Genomic DNA, 16,728 nt, shown 5'->3' with positions numbered 1-16,728 from the left:
CGGAGGCTCGACGCGGCGTGAAACCGGCCTGAGTCGGGCTTACAGAACCGGTAGGTTCTTCCGCAGCTCGAAGGCGGTCACCTCGGAGCGGTACTCCTCCCACTCCTGCTTCTTGTTGCGCAGGAAGAAGTCGTAGACGTGCTCGCCCAGCGTCTCGGCGACGAGTTCGCTGCGCTCCATGAGGGCGATGGCCTCGCCGAGGTTCTGCGGCAGCGGCTCGATGCCCATGGCGCGGCGCTCCGCGTCGGACAGGGCCCACACGTCGTCGTCGGCGCCCGGCGGGAGCTCGTAGCCCTCCTCGATGCCCTTGAGTCCTGCGGCGAGCAGCACGGCGTACGTCAGGTACGGGTTCGCGCCCGAGTCGATGGAGCGGACCTCGACGCGGGCGGAGCCGGTCTTGCCGGGCTTGTACATCGGGACGCGGATCAGGGCCGAGCGGTTGTTGTGGCCCCAGCAGATGTACGAGGGGGCCTCGCCGCCGGCGCCTGCGGTGCGGCCGCCGCCGCCCCAGATGCGCTTGTAGGAGTTGACCCACTGGTTGGTGACGGCGGAGATCTCGGCGGCGTGCTTGAGCAGACCGGCGATGAAGGAGCGGCCGACCTTGGACAGCTGGTACTCGGAGCCGGACTCGTAGAACGCGTTGCGGTCGCCCTCGAAGAGGGAGAGGTGCGTGTGCATGCCGGAGCCGGGGTGGTCGGAGAACGGCTTCGGCATGAAGGTGGCCTGCACGCCCTGCTCCAGCGCCACCTGCTTCATGACGAGGCGGAACGTCATGATGTTGTCGGCCGTGGAGAGCGCGTCGGCGTACCGCAGGTCGATCTCCTGCTGGCCGGGGGCGCCCTCGTGGTGGCTGAACTCGACCGAGATGCCCATGGATTCGAGCATGGTGATCGCCTGGCGGCGGAAGTCCATGCCGACGTTCTGCGGGGTGTGGTCGAAGTAGCCGGAGTTGTCGGCCGGGGTGGGGCGGGAGCCGTCGAGCGGCTTGTCCTTGAGGAGGAAGAACTCGATCTCGGGGTGCGTGTAGAAGGTGAAGCCCAGGTCCGACGTCTTGGCCAGGGCCCGCTTCAGCACGTACCGCGGGTCCGCGAACGACGGCGAGCCGTCGGGCATCAGGATGTCGCAGAACATCCGCGCGGTACCGGGTGCCTCGGCGCGCCAGGGCAGCACCTGGAACGTCGACGGATCAGGCTTGGCGATCATGTCCGACTCGTACACGCGGGCGAAGCCCTCGATCGCGGAGCCGTCGAAGCCGATGCCCTCGTCGAAGGCCTGCTCCAGCTCCGCCGGGGCCACGGCCACCGACTTCAGGAAGCCGAGGACATCCGTGAACCACAGGCGGACGAACCGGATATCCCGCTCCTCGAGCGTCCGGAGCACGAATTCCTGCTGCTTGTCCATCTTCCGCTTCCACCCATCCTTGCTGGTCAGGCCGCCTGCGTCCGCGCCCTGCGGGACACCGTCGGCAGGCTCCTGAGCATCCCACCACATCACCGTTTCGTGCGCGTTGCGGACCTTGGTCGACTGGCCGACCCGGGCCCGAACATCGTGCGAACGGCAGATGTGTACGACTCCGTGCCCATAGTGCCTGCTGGGGCCCCTCGTCCCATAGTCCCTGCCGCCCGGAGCACCGGCTACACGGCATGGCAACGGCCCCCCGCTCCCCACTACGATCAGCGGACCCGTTCAGCCGTCCCGTCCCTTTCCCAGAAGGACTCACCATGGGTTCCGCCAAGAACACCGGCTCCGCGACGCGCAAGGCCCGGATAGAGGAGATGCGCCGGGCCGAGCGCTCCCGCGAGCGCCGCGGCCGTGTCCTGACCATCGTGGTGAGCGGCGGCGTCGTCGTCGCTCTCGCCGGGGTCGGGGCGTGGGCCGTCACGAAGGGGGACGACTCGTCGAAGGACAGCGCGGACGCGAAGTCGTCGGCCGGGTCGTTCAAGACGGGCGCGGACGGCGTGAAGACCTGGACCGGGAAGCTGGCCCGCAACCACGTCGCGAAGAAGGTGACGTACCCGATGACGCCGCCGGTGGGCGGGGACCACAACCAGGTCTGGATGAACTGCAACGGCGACGTCTACAAGAAGCCGATCCCGAACGAGAACGCGGTGCACGCCCTGGAGCACGGCGCGGTCTGGGTGACGTACACGGACAAGGCCGACCCGGGCGACGTGCAGAAGCTCGCGGCGAAGGTCCGCCAGACGCCGTACTCGCTGATGAGCCCGGACCAGGACCAGAAGGACCCGATCATGCTGAGCGCCTGGGGTCACCAGCGGACCGTGAAGAGCGCCACCGACCCGGACGTGGCCTCGTTCTTCTCGACGTTCGTCCAGGGCAAGCAGACCCCTGAGCCGGGTGCCGCCTGCACCAACGGTCTGTCCCAGTGAGGCGCGCGGCCTGGATCGCGCCGGCCGTGGCGGCGGTGCTCGTCGCGGGCGGGGCGGTCACGTACGCGGTCGCGGACGGGGACGACGGCGGTTCGTCGGCCGTTCGGGTGCCCGGCGCCGAGTCCGCCGACGCCGGGTTCGCGCGGGACATGGCGGTCCACCATCAGCAGGCCGTCGAGATGTCGTACATCGTGCGCGACCGTACGAAGGGCGAGGAGGTGCGCCGCCTCGCCTACGACATCGCGCAGACGCAGGCCAACCAGCGGGGCATGCTGCTCGGCTGGCTCGACCTGTGGGGGCTGCCGAAGGTGTCGGCGAAGCCGCCGATGTCCTGGATGGGCATGGGTGACATGCCGCCGGGACAGGACGGCGCGCTGATGCCGGGCATGGCCACGAACACGCAGCTCGACGAGCTCCGCAAGGCGAACGGCAAGCGGGCCGAGGTGCTGTACCTCCAGCTGATGACCGCGCACCACAAGGGCGGGGTCCACATGGCCGAGGGGTGCGTCGAGCGCTGCGGGGTCGGGGTGGAGAAGCGGCTCGCGGCGGGCATGGTCGCCTCGCAGAAGTCGGAAATCGACCTGATGGCAGGGATGTTGAAGGACCGGTCGTAGGCAGGGGGACCCTGCGGGGAACCCCCACCCCGATCACGTACCGCCCCAAATCGCCCTCGGATGGCGTTCCTTGGGCTCTTCTTGGCGCTTCCATTCCCCTTGCATGAACGGTTCGGCGCAACAGTGATCAGTTGCGTGCGCAGGTCGACCCGGTGCACGCGCATCACAGTCGCCACACGCGACGAACCACATCGCAGGGGGTTGTATGAGATCCACCCGTGCCGCGGCCCGCGCCGGGCTCAGCCTGGCAGCGACACTGCCACTGCTCGCCGGCGCGCTCGCCATCGCAGCACCCGTCGCCCAGGCCGACCCGAACCCGGGCGCCCGCGACGCACTGACCGGCACCAAGCCGCTGTGGGCCACGGCGAAGGCCGACCAGGGTGCCGCGTCGAACAGCTCCACCGTGCACGCCCGCGTCTACCTCGCGGGACGTGACGCGGCGGGCCTCGCGGCCTATGCGAAGGCCGTGTCCGACCCGCAGTCGGCGTCGTACGGCAAGTACCTCAGCGCCAAGCAGGCCCAGGCCCGCTTCGGCGCGACCAAGGCCCAGATAGCCGAGGTCACGAAGTGGCTCGAGTCCTCGGGCCTCACCGTGACCGACGTCAGCAAGCACTACATCTCCGTCTCGGGCGAAGTCGCCGCCGCCGAGAAGGCGTTCGGTGCCCAGCTGCACAACTACGCCAAGGGCAAGCACACCTACCGCGCGCCCACGGCCGCCGCGACGGTGCCCGCGTCCCTGAACGGCGCGGTGCTCACCGTGACCGGCCTGGACAACGCGCCGCACAAGGCGGACCACGACGAGACGCTGCCGCCGCCGGACGCCGTGTTCCACAACGCCGGCCCCTTCTCGTCGTACTACGGCTCGAAGACGGCGACCACCGCGCCGTCCGCGTACGGCCAGAAGGCCCCGTACGCCGTGAAGGGCTACACCGGCAAGCAGCTGCGGGCCGCCTACGGCGCCGGCACGAAGACCGGCAAGGGGGTCCGCGTCGCCATCACCGACGCGTACGCCTCGCCGACCATCGCGAAGGACGCGGCCACCTACGCCAAGCGCAACGGTGACGCGGCCTACCGCAGCGGCCAGTTGAAGCAGGTCCTGCCCGCGGACTACACCAAGACCGAGGAGTGCGGGGCGTCCGGCTGGTACGGCGAGGAGACCCTCGACGTCGAGGCCGTGCACGCCGTGGCTCCCGCGGCCGACATCACCTACGTCGGCGCCGCGTCCTGCTACGACGACGCGCTGCTCGACTCGCTCGGCAAGATCGTCGACGGCCACCTCGCCGACATCGTGTCGAACTCGTGGGGCGACATCGAGGCCAACCAGACCCCCGACCTCGCCGCCGCGTACGACCAGATCTTCCAGTACGGCGCGATCGAGGGCATCGGCTTCTACTTCTCGTCCGGCGACAACGGCGACGAGGTGGCGCACACCGGCACGAAGCAGGTCGACGTGCCCGCCAACTCGGCGTGGGTGACGTCCGTCGGCGGTACGTCGCTGGCCGTCGGCAAGGGCGACAAGTACCAGTTCGAGACCGGCTGGGGCACGCTCAAGGCCAACCTGTCGGCCGACGGCAAGAGCTGGGACGCCTTCCCCGGGGCGTACACCTCGGGTGCGGGCGGCGGCACCAGCAAGACGGTGAAGCAGCCGTTCTACCAGAGCGGTGTCGTCCCGAACTCGCTGGCGCGCGCCAACGGCGGTTCGCAGAAGATGCGCACCGTGCCGGACATCTCCGCGGTGGCCGACCCGAACACCGGCTTCCTCGTCGGCCAGACGCAGACGTTCCCCGACGGCTCGCTCAAGTACGACGAGTACCGCATCGGCGGCACGTCGCTGGCGGCGCCCGTCATCGCGGGTGTGCAGGCGCTGGTCCAGGAGGCCCGCGGCGGGCACGCGCTCGGCTTCGCCAACCCGGCGATCTACGACCGCTCCGGTTCGAAGATCTACCACGACGTGACGGACCGGCCGAACGGCCATGACCTCGCGGTCGTCCGTGTCGACTACGCGAACGGGTTCGACGCGGCCGACGGCCTGCTGACCTCCCTGCGCAGCCTCGGCAAGGACAGCTCGCTCAAGGCCGTCCGCGGCTACGACGACGTGACGGGTGTCGGCTCGCCGGCGCCGGGCTACGTGACGGCCTTCGGCCGTCGCTGACCCGACAAGAGCGGCGCCCGTCCCGGGACATCCCCGGGACGGGCGCCGCCCTCGATTGCGGTCCTTTCCCTACTGCTTGACGACCCTCAGGTCGTCGCACCAGCCGCTGCCCTTGCCGGTGCGGGTGTAGCAGTAGAGGGTCGCCGAGGTATTGGTGGCGCCCGTGGTGAAGGTGATGCTGCCGGTGCGCCACCCGAAGGCGCTGAAGGCGGGAATCCGGGTCTCGGCCCCGCCGAAGTTCTTCACTCCCACGGCGAGTTGGGTGTCGTACGCGTCGACGCGCCCCCAGCCGGAGAGCGTGTACGTGGTGTTCGGCGCGACAGTGATCTTCTGCTCGGCCGTGCTCGGGGTCCCCGAGACGCGCAGGCTGGAGCCGCCTCCGTGCGGATCCGCGGGGTCGGCCGCGACGGCCCCCGAGGGCGCCCAGGGCGAGACGCCCGTCTCGAAGCCCGGGTTGGCGACCAGGTTGGTCCCGCCCGAACAGGCGGCGTCGTCGAACGCGGAGGCCTGGTGGGCGCCGATGTCGGGACGGCAGGCGACGGGCGCGGGCGAGCCGAAGTAGTCCTTGCCGCCGGAGCCGGTGGTGACCTGCCCGGCGCCGCGCGCCGGGGAGCCCGCCCTCAGCTCGTACCCCGCGGGATCGGCGGAGCCCGGGTCGGCGAGGAGCGGGTCGGCGGTCACCTTGCCGGGGTCGGCGGGCTCGGACGCCGGGTGGTTGCCGTACATGACGTTGTTGCGCCAGGTGTGCTCGGCGGGCTTGCCGCCGTAGCCGCCGGTGCCGAGGTTGTAGAAGATGTTGTTGCTCCACAGCGTGGTGGACGCGCCACCGCTGCTCTCCACGACCGACGTGGTGGAACCGGCCCCCATGTAGAAGGTGTTGTCGAGGATCTGGGCGGCCGCGTCACCGACGGCGTACAGGATGCGCGAGCCGTCGTTGACGGAGAGGTTGTACCGGGCGACCGTACCGGCCGTGTCGGCGCCGCCGCCGCAGGCCCCGCACAGCAGCAGGAAGCCGCCCTCGTTGTCGTGGCTGTAGTTGTACTGGAAGAGGGCGCCGCGCGTGCCGAAGTCCGCGTCGAAGGCCATGCCGTCGTTCATGCCCGCCTTGCGGCGCACATGGTGGACCTCGTTGTACTGGAAGACGGTTCCGTCACTGTTGATGGTCCACAGGCCCGCGTTGTTGCCGGCCGAGCGCATCCAGATGTCGTACGCCTCGTTGTGCTCGGCCAGCGCGTCCCGGGTCACGCGGACGACCATGCCGTCGCCGCCGATGTCGTGGATCTTGTTGCCGCGGAACACGACCCGCGTACTCGCCGTCCACGCGGGCCCACTGGTGCAGCCGTATATGGCGCGGCAGGCCCAGCTGGACTGGGTGGTGAGGCCCTCGCGGTCGACCTTGTAGATCTCGCTGTTCTCGACGAGCACGTCGTCGAAGCGGGTCGGCGTCGCCGTGCCGGAGACGCGGAACTGGATGCCGTTGCTGCTCTTGGTGTCGCCGCCGTTGACGTCGTGGACGTAGACGTCGTCGAGGACGTAGTGGGTGCCGGTGCCGTGGTCGGCGAGCTCGACGAGGATGCCGTTGCGCTCGGCGTCCGTGGCGCCCTTGTTGGTGACCTCCAGACCGCGGATCTCCCACTGCTCGACATTGAGCAGATGGACGGCGGCGTAGACGGTGCCACCGCCCTCGATCACGGGCCGAGCGCCGCCGGAGCCGTAGGGGGCGACCCTGACGGGGGCGGCCGCGGAGCCCGAGCCGGTGGGCTTGAGCTGACCGCGGCAGGTGACTCCGCGCTTGAAGTAGAGCCGGTCGCCCGGCCCGTAGGTGACGGCGTTGGCCGCGGCGAGGCTGTTGTAGGGCGCGGCGAGGCTGCCGTCGCCGTTCGCGGCGGCGGAACAGTCCACGTAGTAGGGGGTGCTCGCGGACTGCGAGGGGTGGGGCGGATGGGCGGGGTGCGCGGACCCCGCGGCCTGGGCGCCCGGCGGGGAGACGAGGGCGGAGGCGGCGAGCGCGAGGCCGGCCGCGAGTGTGGTGCAGGCTCTTCGGAGCCCGGAGGTAACCGGTGCCATTCTTCCTCCTGGGGATAGGAGAGGAGTTCGGCAAGTACCGTGCCCAGCCAGGTGGTTGAGGTCAATGGGTCGGACAGGAAACGGTTACATTCGCTGGCCGCACCTCCACCCCGGCACCCCCACCGCGCACCTCGGACGGCCGGGCTCCGCTCCTCGGACGAGCCGAACCCCGCCCTCTCAGGCGAGCCGGGCGAGATCCTCCCGCCGAAGCCGCCCCAGCAGCTCCTCGCCGCGCGCGAACCGCTCGGCCTCCTCCACCGCGTACAGCCCCAGCCGGCGCACCTCGCTGCCCTGCGCGCCCGCCATGTGCGGGGTGACCAGGACGTTGGGAAGGGTGAGCAACGGGTGCCCCGGGGGCAGCGGTTCGGGGTCGGTGACGTCGAGAAACGCGTCGAGCCGGCCGGCGGCGCACTCACGGGCCAGCGCCTCGGTGTCGACGAGCGAGCCCCGGGCCGTGTTCACGACGACACCCCCGTCCGGCACGAGCTTCAGCATCTCCTCCCCCAACAACCCGCGCGTCTCGGGCAGTTGCGGCGCGTGCACGCTGACGATGGAGCTGCGCCGGCACAGCTCGGGCAGAGCGACGAGTTCGGCGCCGAGGGCCGTGGCGTCGGCCTCGGTGACGTACGGATCGGTGAGCAGGATCCGGTACCCGGCGTCCGAGGCGCGGAGCCCGGCGATGACGCGGCGGCCGATGCGGGAGGCGCCGATGATCCCGACGACGCGGCCGTCGGCACCTTCGCGCGCGGTGAAGCCGGGCCAGCCGCCGGAGTAGCGGGCGGCGACGGGCAGCGCCTTCTTCGCGGCGAAGGTGATCGCGGCGAGCGTGAAGGCGACGACGGGCCCCGCGTTGGCGTCGGCGGCGGAGGAGACGGTGATGCCGGGCCGGTCCCACAGGGCGTCCGAGACGACGGGCTTGACCGATCCGGCGGCGTGCACGACGGCACGGAGCCGGGGCGCGTGCGCCAGGACGTCCGAGGTGAGCTGCGGGCAACCCCAGCCGGTGACCAGCAGCTCGACCCCGGAGAGGACCGCGCGGGCCTCGGGGGTGCCGAGCGGTCCGGTCAGCGGCACGGGCGCGAGGCCGGCGCACCGCCCGAGCCGTTGCCGCAGGTCCGGCGGGATGACCCGGTCGAGCACCTCGGCGTCCATGGCCAGTGCCGCGATCGGTCGGTGTGCTGCCACGCGCTACCACCCTCCAGCTGCAGATATCTAGTAACCGGTTACCTCAAGATGTCAGGAGGCTAGGCCCAACGCTGAGAGATGGTCAAGAGATCTCGGAGACAAGGGGGTTGACCCGGCGTAGTAACCGTTTTAGATTCCCGCTCACCTTGTTCCAACAACGGAGGGGTTTCCGTGCCCACGGTGGCGAAGGACAGGCCCGAGACCGAGGCGGTGAAGCCCCCCGGTATCCCGGGCAGCGGGTCAAAGACGCACAAACCCAGGCAGGAAGGCTTCGGAAAACGGTTTCGGAGCAGCCGCACGTTCCTGCTGCTCATGGCTCCGGGCCTGGCCTACTTCCTGCTGTTCCACTACGGCGCCTTCGTCGGCAACGCCGTGGCGTTCAAGGAGTACGTCCCGTTCGACGGGCTCTGGGCCAGCCCCTGGGTCGGCTTCGAGAACTTCACCCGGATGTTCGGCGACGCGGACTTCTGGCACGCGACGTGGAACACCTTCTACATAGCGGTGCTCCAGCTGACGTTCTTCTTCCCCGTCCCCCTGGCCGTCGCCCTGCTCCTGCACAGCCTGACGTCGGACTTCCTGCGCCGCTTCGTGCAGTCGGTGGTCTATCTGCCGCACTTCCTGTCCTGGGTGATCGTGGTGGCGCTGTTCCAGCAGGTCCTGTCCGACACGGGCTTGCTGAACTCGTTCCTGGGCGACTCGGGGATCCACACGGTCGACATCATCGGCAACCCGGACGCGTACCGCCCGCTGGTGGTCGCCGAAGTGGTCTGGAAGGACGCCGGCTGGGGCACGATCATCTTCCTCGCGGCGCTGATGCAGGTCGACGAGCAGCAGTACGAGGCGGCGGCGATCGACGGCGCGGGCCCCTGGCGCCGCTTCTGGCACGTGACGCTGCCGTCCATCCGCCCGATCATCGTGCTGCTCCTGATCATGCGGCTCGGCGACATCCTGTCCGTCGGCTTCGAACAGATGCTGCTCCAGCGCCAGTCGGTGGGCCCGGAGGTGGGCGAGGTCCTGGACACGTTCGTGTTCTGGCAGGGAATCGTCGGCGGCGACACCGGCTACGCGGCGGCGGCAGGCCTGTTCAAGGGGCTGGTGGGCGCGGTGCTCGTCTTCACCGCGAACCGGGTGGCGCACAAGCTGGGCGAACAGGGGATCTACAAATGACCACAGTCGTGAACACCAGGAACCCCACGCGCCCGGCGTGGAAGGAAAGCCCGAAACCGGCCACCCAAGCAGCCAAAGCGGTAGCGATAACGGTCGTCCTGGCCCTGGTCCTGGTCCCGTTCCTGGTGATCATCTCCACGTCACTGGCCTCGAACAAGGAGGTGGTGGCCAACGGCGGCTGGGTCCTGTGGCCCACGGACCCGACGCTGCGCGCGTACCGCAACATCCTCAGCGGCGGCATCGTCACCAAGGCCCTGGGCGTCAGCGTCGGCGTAACCCTCATCGGCACCCTGGCCTCCCTGGCCTGCACCTCCTTCCTGGCCTACGCGCTCAGCCGCCCAGGAGTCCTGGGCGGCAAGCCGATCCTCCTGATCATCCTCTTCACCTTCCTCTTCCCTCCGGGCATGATCCCGGCGTTCCTCCTGGTCAAGGGCCTGGGACTGCAGAACATGTACGCGGCCCTCATCGCCCCCGTCCTGATCAACGTCTTCAACCTGGTCGTCCTGCGAGGGTTCTTCCAGGGAATCCCCGAGGAGCTGTACGAGGCGGCGCGCCTGGACGGCGCGGGCGACTGGACGGTGTTCTGGCGGATCGTGCTCCCGCTGTCCAAGGCGGCCCTCGCGGTCGTCGGCCTGTTCTACGCGGTGAGCTACTGGAATGCCTGGTTCAACGCCTCGATCTACCTGGAGTCCGACCACTGGCCGCTCTCCCAGGTCCTGCGCACCTATGTGATCGGCGGCGCGCAGATCAGCGACACGGGTCTCAGTGAGGCCGGCATGGTCTCCGCCCCGCAGACGACGCAGATGGCGGTCCTGGTGATCGCCACCGTCCCGATCCTCCTCGTCTACCCGTTCCTGCAGAAGTACTTCACCAAGGGCGTGCTCACCGGCGCCGTCAAAAGCTAGCCAGCTGCCCACCTTTCCCGAAGGGGTCCACTCACGTGTCCGGTTCCTCGATGTCGCGTCGCACCCTGCTGCGTTCCATAGCCGTCGGCGGCGCCGCCCTGGCCGCTCCGTCCTTCCTCACCGCCTGTTCCACCGACTCGGGTGGCGGCGGCTCGGTCTCCAACGCGGGCAGGAAGGCGGCCGCGTGGCCGACGTACACCCCCGCCGCCGGCGCGAAGCCGGACCTGGCGGCCACCGCGGAGGGCGTCCAGGCGGGCTACACCACGTACCCCGCGAAGCTGGTCAAGGCAGTAGCCGAGAAGCCCGGTACGGGCAAGGAGAAGATCAAGGTCCTCTCCATCACGTACGGCACCCCGCCGAAGCCGGCGGCGCAGAACAAGCTGTGGGCGGCGATCAACGAAGCGCTCGGTGTGGACGTCGAGTTCACCGTGGTCCCGGACGCGGACTTCCGCACCAAGATGGCGACGCTGTTCGCGGGCGACGACCTGCCGGACATCATCAACATCGGCGGCGGATACGTCCTGCCGCGCGAGGCGCAGTTCGTGAAGTCCCGCTGCGAGGACCTCACCGAGCACCTGTCCGGCGACGCGGTGAAGGACTACCCGAACCTGGCGGGCATCCCGACGTACGCCTGGCAGGGCATGGGCCGGATCTCGGGCCGGATCTTCGGAGTCCCGGTGGAGCGCCCGAAGCCGCAGGACACGATGTACTTCAACGGCCAGGCGTTCACGAAGGCGGGCTACAAGCCGGGCATGTCGGCCAAGGACTTCGCGGCCATGGCGAAGGAGACGACGACGCGCAAGACGTGGGCCCTGGGCGCCTCGTCGACCGCCTTCTTCGGCTTCAAGACACACGCCACGTGGCACGGGGCGCCGAACCAGTGGCGCATCAAGGGCGACAAGGCGACGTTCTTCGCGAGCACGGACGAGTTCAAGACCGCGCTGGAGTACATGTCGAACCTGCGCAAGGCGGGCGCGTACTACCCGGAGGCGACGTCGGTCTCGCAGGTGGACCTCAAGACGCAGTTCTGGAACGGCACGGTCCTCTCGATGACCGACGGCTTCCTCTCGTACCCGGGCTCCGCGCAGGGCATCAAGAACGCCTTCGACCTGGACGCGCTGGTCCCCTACACACCCGAGGGCGCCACACCCGGCTACCAGCAGTCGCAGGGCATCTTCGGCTACACGGTGATCAAGAAGGCGTCGAAGGACCGCGTGAAGCTGATGCTGCGGATCCTCGACTACCTGGCCTCACCGTTCGGGACCGAGGAGTACGAGCTGGTGCACTTCGGCCTGGAGGGAACCCACTTCAAGCGGGACAAGGACAACAACCCGATAGCGACACCGCTCGGCCTCGTCGAGTCGAAGGTGAACCTGCCGTTCGTGTACCTGAGCGACGCACCCCAGGTCCTGTACGCGCCGGGCTACGGAGACATCATCGAACGCCTCCACGCGTGGCAGCAGAAGGTGATCCCGATGATGGTGCCGAACGACCGCTGGGGCCTTCAGTCGGACACGTACAACAAGCAGGGCGCGACGCTCGACCAGATCATCAGCGACGGCGTGACGGCCACCGTCACGGGCCGCCGGAAGGTCTCCGACTGGGACGCGGTGTACAAGAAGTGGCTGAACCAGGGCGGCCGGCAGGTACTGGAGGAATTCGCCAAGGAGTACGAGGCGGCGCACTGACCGTACGGCATCGGCCATGATGGTCCGGGGCGGCATCGCCCGCCCCGGACGGGCAAGTTGAGGAGACACAACAGTGGGTGAGCGGGTCACCATCCGTGATGTGGCCGCGCGCGCGGGCGTCTCGGTCGCGACTGTTTCACGGGTCCTGGCGGGCAACTACCCGACATCGGCGGCCTCGCGCGCCAAGGTCCAAAGAGCGGTCAAGGACCTGGACTACGTGGTCAACGCGCACGCCCGGGCCCTCGCCGGCACCGGACGCAAGACGATCGCGGTGCTGATGTTCGACGTGGTCAGCTCGTTCTACGCTGCCGTGGCGCAGGGCGTGGAGATGGAAGCGGCCCAGCACAACAGACTCACCCTGGTCTGCTCGACGGGCGGCGACCCCGCCCGCGAACTGGCCCTGGTCCAGATGATGCGCGAACAGGCGGCGGAGGCCGTGGTCCTGGTCGGCGGGGTCATCGAGGACGACGAGTACCGCGAGCGGATGGCGCACTACGCGCAGGCACTCGCGGCGGCGGGCTCGCGCCTGGTCCTGTGCGGCAGGCCGGCACCGGCACCCGACGTCCCCGCACTCGTCGTGGAGTACGACAACGGAGCGGGCGCACACGCGATAACCAGCCATCTGCTGGGCGCCGGCCACCGGAAGATCGCGATGATCGGCTACCAGCCGGGCAACACCACGGGCGAGGACCGCGTGACCGGGTACCTCAGAGCCCTGGACGACCACGGGGTCCCCCGCTCGGAGGCGATCCTGCACGGCATCGGCTTCGGCCAGCACCACGGCTACGAGGCGATGCGGGATCTGCTCGACAAGTGCAACGGCAAGCCGGACTTCACGGCGGTCTTCGCGGGCGACGACCGCGTGGCGGCAGCGGCGATCCGCGCCCTGGCTGAGGCGGGTCTGCGGGTCCCCGAGGACATCTCGGTGGTCGGTTACAACGACGACCCGGTGGCAGCGGACATCACCCCCGGCCTCACCACGGTGCACATCCCGGCAGCGGAAATGGGCCGCACGGCCGTGAGACTGGCTCTGACAGGCACGTCGCGCCCGGGCCAGCAACGCCACCTCCTGGGCACCCACATAGTGATCAGAAACAGCGTCCGCCCCCACCACCACTGAACGCACCGATCAGCCGCAGCGGCCCACCGGACGGTCGGCCGCGTACGAAGCGGGAGGGGACGTGGGTGCATGAGCGCGCGGAGCCGCCGGCACCACGTTCAGGGAATCAGCTCGCCGACGTGCATCCGTGGAACAGCGAGCACGCTCGTGCCCCCGCGTCCCCACACCCGAAGAGCGACGGCCACCGACAGCCCGTAACGCCAGGAGCAGTAGGGCCCACCACCCGTCCACTCCACAGATCAGGACGACATCGCGTCAGTCAGACGATTAAACTGACAACGTGCCTCAACTACGTCTCGCCCTGAATCAGATCGACTCGACCGTCGGAGATCTCGCCGGGAACGCCGAGGCGATCATCCGCTGGACCAAGCACTCCGCCGAACAGGGAGCGCACCTGGTCGCGTTCCCCGAGATGGTCCTGACCGGCTACCCGGTGGAGGATCTCGCCCTGCGCGAGTCCTTCGTCGAGGCATCCCGCCGCGAACTGGCCACGCTGGCCGCGCGCCTGGCCGACGAGGGCCACGGCGACCTCCCCGTGGTCGTCGGCTACCTGGACCGCTCGGAGAAGGCACAGCCGAAGTACGGCCAGCCCGCCGGCGCCCCCCAGAACGCCGCCGCCGTCCTCCACGACGGCCGCGTGGCCCTGACGTTCGCCAAACACCACCTCCCGAACTACGGCGTCTTCGACGAGTTCCGCTACTTCGTGCCGGGCGACACGATGCCCGTGATCCGCGTCCGCGGAATCGACGTGGCGCTCGCCATCTGCGAGGACCTCTGGCAGGACGGCGGCCGCGTCCCGGCCACGCGCTCCGCCGGCGCCGGCCTCCTGATCTCGATCAACGCCTCGCCGTACGAGCAGAAGAAGGACGACACGCGCCTGGAGCTGGTGCGCAAGCGCGCCCAGGAGGCGGGCTGCACGCTGGCGTACGTCGCCACGATCGGCGGCCAGGACGAGCTCGTCTTCGACGGCGACTCGATCGTGGTGGACGCGGCGGGCGAAGTGGTGGCCAGGGCACCGCAGTTCGCGGAGGGCTGTGTGGTCCTGGACCTGGACCTCCCGGCGGCCGGGCCGGACGCCCCGACGGGAACGGTCGACGACGGCCTGCGCATCGACCACCTGACGATCTCCGAGGACCACGTCCCGGCGTACGAGCCGGAGCTGACCGGCGGCTACGCGGACCGCCTGGACGACGACGAGGAGCTCTACTCGGCACTGGTCGTGGGCCTGCGCGCCTACGCCGCGAAGAACGGTTTCCGCTCGGTGCTGATCGGCCTGTCGGGCGGTATCGACTCGGCGCTGACGGCGGCGATCGCGTGCGACGCGCTGGGCGCGCAGAACGTGTACGGCGTCGCGATGCCGTCGAAGTACTCGTCGGAGCACTCCAGGGGCGACGCGGCGGAGCTGGCCGACCGTACGGGCCTCAATTTCCGCACGGTCTCGATCGAGCCGATGTTCGACGCGTACATGGGGTCCCTGGGCCTGACGGGCCTCGCGGAGGAGAACCTCCAGTCGAGGCTGCGCGGCACGATGCTGATGGCGGTCTCCAACCAGGAGGGCCACATCGTGCTCGCGCCGGGCAACAAGTCCGAGCTGGCGGTGGGCTATTCGACCCTGTACGGCGACTCGGTGGGCGCGTACGGACCGATCAAGGACGTGTACAAGACGTCGGTCTTCCGGCTGGCCGAGTGGCGCAACCGGGCGGCGGCGGAGCGCGGCCTGACTCCCCCGATCCCTCAGAACTCGATCACGAAACCGCCGAGCGCGGAGCTGCGCCCGGACCAGGTGGACACGGATTCGCTGCCGGACTACCCGGTGCTGGACGCGATCCTGGAGATGTACGTGGACCGGGACAAGGGCGCGGACACGATCGTGGCGGCGGGGTTCGACGCGGACCTGGTGACGAAGACGCTGCGGATGGTGGACACGGCGGAGTACAAGCGCCGCCAGTACCCGCCGGGCACGAAGATCTCGGCGAAGGGCTTCGGCAAGGACCGCCGCCTGCCGATCACGAACAGGTGGCGGGAGTCGGCGCAGTAGTCACCGCCCTCCCACAAAAATCGCAGCCCCCGCCCGGAGCCCACCCGTCCCGTCGCGTCGCGCCGCGTCACCGACGACGAGTGGCCTCCCCCGCGTCCGCAGCCGCCACGGCGTCGGGCAGATGCGAGGCCACGAGGAGCCCGTGCCTCGTCGTGGCCGAAGCGGCGACGGCCCGGGAGCGACGCAGGTCGACGCCGTAGGCAACCCCGGCGACTCCGATCCCGAGGACGGCGAGCGCGGCCCCGGCGACCGCGGGGGACGTGAGCCCGAACCCGGCGGCCAGGGCGAGCCCGCCGATCCAGGCGCCGCCGGCGTTGGCGAGGTTGAAGGCGGCCTGGTTGGCGGAGGAGGCGAGGGAGGGCGCGGCGGATGCCTTCTCCATGACCATGAGCTGGAGCGGCGACCCGGTGATGAAAGCGGCCGTACCGAGCAGCGCCACCGCGACCGCGGCGCTCCACTCGGCACGCATCAGCACCGGGAACAGCGCCAGCACCACACCGAGCGAGACAAGCCCCCCGAACAGCGTCCCGCGCAGGGACCGGTCGGCGAGCCGCCCGCCGAGCAGGTTCCCCGCGGTGGCGCCGACGCCGAACAGGGCGAGCAGCAGCGTGACGCCGGCCTCGGCGAAGCCGGCGGAGCCGGTGAGCATCGGCGTCACATAGCTGTACGCGGCGAAGAGCGCGCCGAACCCGGCGACGGTGGTGCCGAGGGAGAGCCACACGGGCAGGGAGGCGAGCGCCTTGAGCTCACCGCGCAGCCCGCCGCTCTCGCCATGGCCGTGGTCGGCGGGAACGAGCAGCAGGAGTGCGGTGATCGCGGCGAGCCCGATGGCGCTGACGGCGAGGAACGTGGCGCGCCAGCCGAGCTGCTGGCCCATGAGCGTGGCGATGGGGACGCCGATGACGTTGGCGACGGTGAGCCCGAGGAACATCAGGGACACGGACCGGGCCTTGCGCTCGGGAGCGACGAGCGAGGTGGCGACGACGGCGCCGACGCCGAAGAAGGCGCCGTGCGGCAGCCCGCTGACGAAGCGCGCGGCCATCAGGAGGTGGTAGTCGGGCGCGGCGGCGGACACGGCGTTGCCGGCGACGAAGAGCACCATGAGCGCGACGAGGACGCGTCGGCGGGGCATGCGCGCGGTGAGGGCCGCGAGGAGCGGGGCGCCGATGACGACGCCGAGGGCGTACGCGGAGACGAGGTGGCCGGCCGACGGGATGGAGATGTGCAGATCGTCGGCGACGTTGGGCAGGAGGCCCATCATGACGAACTCGGTGGTGCCGATGCCGAAGGCGCCCACGGCGAGGGCGAGCAGGGCCAGGGGCATGAAGAAGGGACCTTCCACGGGAAGACGGGGCGGGAGACGCGGAATCCGTAAGTTTACGCGCGGAACAAACTCTCTCGCACC

Annotated in this window: 12 protein-coding genes; 8 read left to right on the top strand and 4 right to left on the bottom strand. The window is 69.8% G+C overall.

Annotated features, from left to right (window positions below; all coding sequences use genetic code 11):
* Positions 1 to 39: 39 nt before the first annotated feature.
* A complete protein-coding gene (locus ACFC96_RS15260) occupies positions 40 to 1,401 on the bottom strand; it encodes a glutamine synthetase family protein (protein ID WP_116503685.1) in 1,362 nt (453 codons plus the stop codon).
* A 320-nt stretch (positions 1,402 to 1,721) separates the two neighbouring features.
* Between ACFC96_RS15260 and ACFC96_RS15255 the strand changes: the two genes are divergently transcribed.
* From ACFC96_RS15255 to ACFC96_RS15245, 3 genes are all read left to right on the top strand, one after another.
* A complete protein-coding gene (locus tag ACFC96_RS15255) occupies positions 1,722 to 2,387 on the top strand; it encodes a DUF3105 domain-containing protein (RefSeq protein ID WP_376612612.1) in 666 nt (221 codons plus the stop codon).
* Complete coding sequence (locus ACFC96_RS15250) at positions 2,384 to 3,001, top strand: DUF305 domain-containing protein (protein WP_376612610.1); 618 nt, start codon at positions 2,384 to 2,386, stop codon at positions 2,999 to 3,001. The genes ACFC96_RS15255 and ACFC96_RS15250 overlap by 4 nt, the downstream gene beginning before the upstream one ends.
* 205 nt (positions 3,002 to 3,206) lie before the next feature.
* Positions 3,207 to 5,153: a protease pro-enzyme activation domain-containing protein gene (locus ACFC96_RS15245; RefSeq protein ID WP_376262624.1), complete on the top strand. Its 1,947-nt coding sequence runs from the start codon at positions 3,207 to 3,209 to the stop codon at positions 5,151 to 5,153.
* Between the two features lie 69 nt (positions 5,154 to 5,222).
* On the opposite strand, the gene ACFC96_RS15240 is transcribed toward ACFC96_RS15245, so the two are convergent.
* Both ACFC96_RS15240 and ACFC96_RS15235 read right to left on the bottom strand, forming a co-directional pair.
* Positions 5,223 to 7,220 (bottom strand): carbohydrate binding domain-containing protein, encoded by a 1,998-nt coding sequence (locus tag ACFC96_RS15240; protein WP_376262627.1) that lies wholly within the window; start codon positions 7,218 to 7,220, stop codon positions 5,223 to 5,225.
* A gap of 177 nt (positions 7,221 to 7,397) precedes the next feature.
* Positions 7,398 to 8,372, bottom strand: a complete 975-nt coding sequence (locus ACFC96_RS15235) for a hydroxyacid dehydrogenase (protein ID WP_376612709.1) — start codon at positions 8,370 to 8,372, stop codon at positions 7,398 to 7,400.
* Positions 8,373 to 8,717: 345 nt separating this feature from the next.
* Between ACFC96_RS15235 and ACFC96_RS15230 the strand changes: the two genes are divergently transcribed.
* The 5 genes from ACFC96_RS15230 to ACFC96_RS15210 all read left to right on the top strand — a co-directional run bounded on the left by ACFC96_RS15230 (position 8,718) and on the right by ACFC96_RS15210 (position 15,323).
* Positions 8,718 to 9,572: an ABC transporter permease gene (locus ACFC96_RS15230; RefSeq protein ID WP_376262630.1), complete on the top strand. Its 855-nt coding sequence runs from the start codon at positions 8,718 to 8,720 to the stop codon at positions 9,570 to 9,572.
* Entirely contained in the window at positions 9,569 to 10,477 is a 909-nt protein-coding gene (locus tag ACFC96_RS15225) for a carbohydrate ABC transporter permease (RefSeq protein WP_376262633.1), read from the top strand. The genes ACFC96_RS15230 and ACFC96_RS15225 overlap by 4 nt, the downstream gene beginning before the upstream one ends.
* Positions 10,478 to 10,527: 50 nt before the next feature.
* Entirely contained in the window at positions 10,528 to 12,165 is a 1,638-nt protein-coding gene (locus tag ACFC96_RS15220) for a sugar ABC transporter substrate-binding protein (RefSeq protein WP_376612608.1), read from the top strand.
* 73 nt (positions 12,166 to 12,238) lie between these two features.
* A complete protein-coding gene (locus ACFC96_RS15215) occupies positions 12,239 to 13,285 on the top strand; it encodes a LacI family DNA-binding transcriptional regulator (RefSeq protein WP_376262637.1) in 1,047 nt (348 codons plus the stop codon).
* A gap of 280 nt (positions 13,286 to 13,565) precedes the next feature.
* Entirely contained in the window at positions 13,566 to 15,323 is a 1,758-nt protein-coding gene (locus tag ACFC96_RS15210; protein ID WP_376612606.1) for an NAD+ synthase, read from the top strand.
* Positions 15,324 to 15,390: 67 nt separating this feature from the next.
* Here ACFC96_RS15210 and ACFC96_RS15205 read toward each other — a convergent pair whose 3' ends face one another.
* Positions 15,391 to 16,647: an MFS transporter gene (locus ACFC96_RS15205; protein ID WP_376612604.1), complete on the bottom strand. Its 1,257-nt coding sequence runs from the start codon at positions 16,645 to 16,647 to the stop codon at positions 15,391 to 15,393.
* Positions 16,648 to 16,728: the final 81 nt, after the last annotated feature.

It is taken from the genome of Streptomyces sp. NPDC055955, from assembly GCF_042270245.1.
Classification (GTDB): Bacteria; Actinomycetota; Actinomycetes; order Streptomycetales; family Streptomycetaceae; genus Streptomyces.
This window is presented reverse-complemented; position numbering and strand designations above follow the sequence as displayed.